The following is a 661-nucleotide window of genomic DNA, read 5'->3' on the forward strand; positions in this document are numbered from 1 at the left end:
GCTTAGCCGCCGCCCCAGGCGTCACACCGGTCACTCCCGGGATGGTTGTGCCGATGTGCCCGCCTCGTAGCGACAACGCGGCGTATGGCCAGGTGGCGCCGCGGCGCCGGAGTCACTTTGACCACTCCTGTCTTGGTTTGCCACACCTGTCACGGCCTGACCCGGTGTTTCGGGGTGCCCGCCTATCAGCGACAGCGAACGGGTTGTCGGACGTCCATGCGACGGTCGGCCGATGAATGAGTCGCTGCTACTGCGGGGGACCGAACTCCGCTACGTACTGACAATGCAGTTATTTCGCCATGGGCCCGCCACCGTCGGCGAGTTGGCCGAGGCGCTCGCGCAGCACGGTTTTGCCGTGGGCGGACGGACATCGAAATCCATCTCGGACGCGTTGCGCTGGGAAATGGGCCACGGCCGGGTGCGCCGGCTGAGGCGCGGTCGATATGGACCCGGCTGGATGCCGCGTGGCACTGAGCACCGAATCCACACGCGTGAGCTGGCGCTGCGCGACCAAGCCAAGTGTCGCTCGGAGCCGGGCACCCTGCCACCAGCGACAACTGGGCCACTCGCGTGACTGGCGTGGCGGAAGTGTCCCCAGTGAACCATTTGTTGCCGCGTCGCCACGCCAAATCCTCAGTTGTCGCTACGAGGCGTGCACTTG

Annotated in this window: 1 protein-coding gene; it reads left to right on the plus strand. The window is 66.4% G+C overall.

The window, feature by feature from the left end; translation table 11 throughout:
• Nucleotides 1-232 precede the first annotated feature (232 nt).
• Nucleotides 233-574, plus strand: a complete 342-nt coding sequence (locus A5707_RS16540; protein ID WP_065012709.1) for a hypothetical protein — start codon at nt 233-235, stop codon at nt 572-574.
• Nucleotides 575-661: the final 87 nt, after the last annotated feature.

This window comes from Mycobacterium kyorinense (assembly GCF_001672775.1).
GTDB lineage: Bacteria > Actinomycetota > Actinomycetes > Mycobacteriales > Mycobacteriaceae > Mycobacterium > Mycobacterium kyorinense_A.

Bases quoted from the DNA above. Each gene is read 5' to 3' on its own strand.
- A5707_RS16540 (WP_065012709.1), top strand. From the start codon at position 233: ATGAATGAGTCGCTGCTACTGCGGGGGACCGAACTCCGCTACGTACTG.